The organism is Streptomyces sp. IBSBF 3136 (assembly GCF_036815105.1).
GTDB lineage: Bacteria > Actinomycetota > Actinomycetes > Streptomycetales > Streptomycetaceae > Streptomyces.
In genome coordinates this window covers 1-680 of sequence record NZ_JAJSZC010000493.1, presented here as the reverse complement: position 1 = coordinate 680, position 680 = coordinate 1, and the positions used below count along the sequence as shown (strand labels likewise).

Genomic DNA, 680 nt, shown 5'->3' with positions numbered 1-680 from the left:
CGCCTCCGGCGAGGGCGGGACCCGGTCCACCGGGCAGAGCGGGAGCGGACAGCCCGCGCCCACCGGCCGCCGGCGGCACGCCCAGCGCGGTCCCGCGCGCGGCGCCGCCGGCGACGGCTCCGCGCGGACCGCCGCCGACGGACACGCGCGCAGCGGGGGCGAGGGCCAGGGCGCCCCGCCCCGGCTCCCCGTGCGCGGCACCCACGAGCAGCGGCCCAACCCCGCCGAGGCCGTGCCGGGCATCGGCGCGGACGACCGCCCGGCGGTCGAGGCCCACGCGGGCATCCTGCCCACCCCGCGCACCGGCGCGGTGCGCGGCACCATGGACAAGCCCCGGCTGCCCCGTCGCCGCGCCCAGGAGCACATCGTGCCGCAGCTGCGCGGCGGCCCGGCGCCCCGTCAGGAGGGCGACACCGTGCCGGGGCACGACCCCGGCCTGATGGCGGCCTTCCAGCGCGGTATCGGGCTCGCGGAGGCACAGCAGAGCGTGGAGCCGGCCACGGCCCCGTCCGACGGGCGGGACCGGCACCCGGACGGCCGCGACCCGGACACCCGCGACCCGGGCGCCGGCCTCCTCGAACCGGCACCCCCGCCCCGCACGCACGTCCCCGCACCCGCGACAGAGGGCGCCGGCCGCACCGACGGGAGCGCACCGGCCGGATGAACGCCCTCCCCAGCCC

General features: G+C 82.5%; 1 pseudogene. It reads left to right on the top strand.

The features are described from left to right. Window positions 1-664 (top strand): annotated as a pseudogene (locus V7E45_RS40420) (ATP-binding protein); the annotation flags it as partial. Window positions 665-680 lie beyond the last annotated feature (16 nt).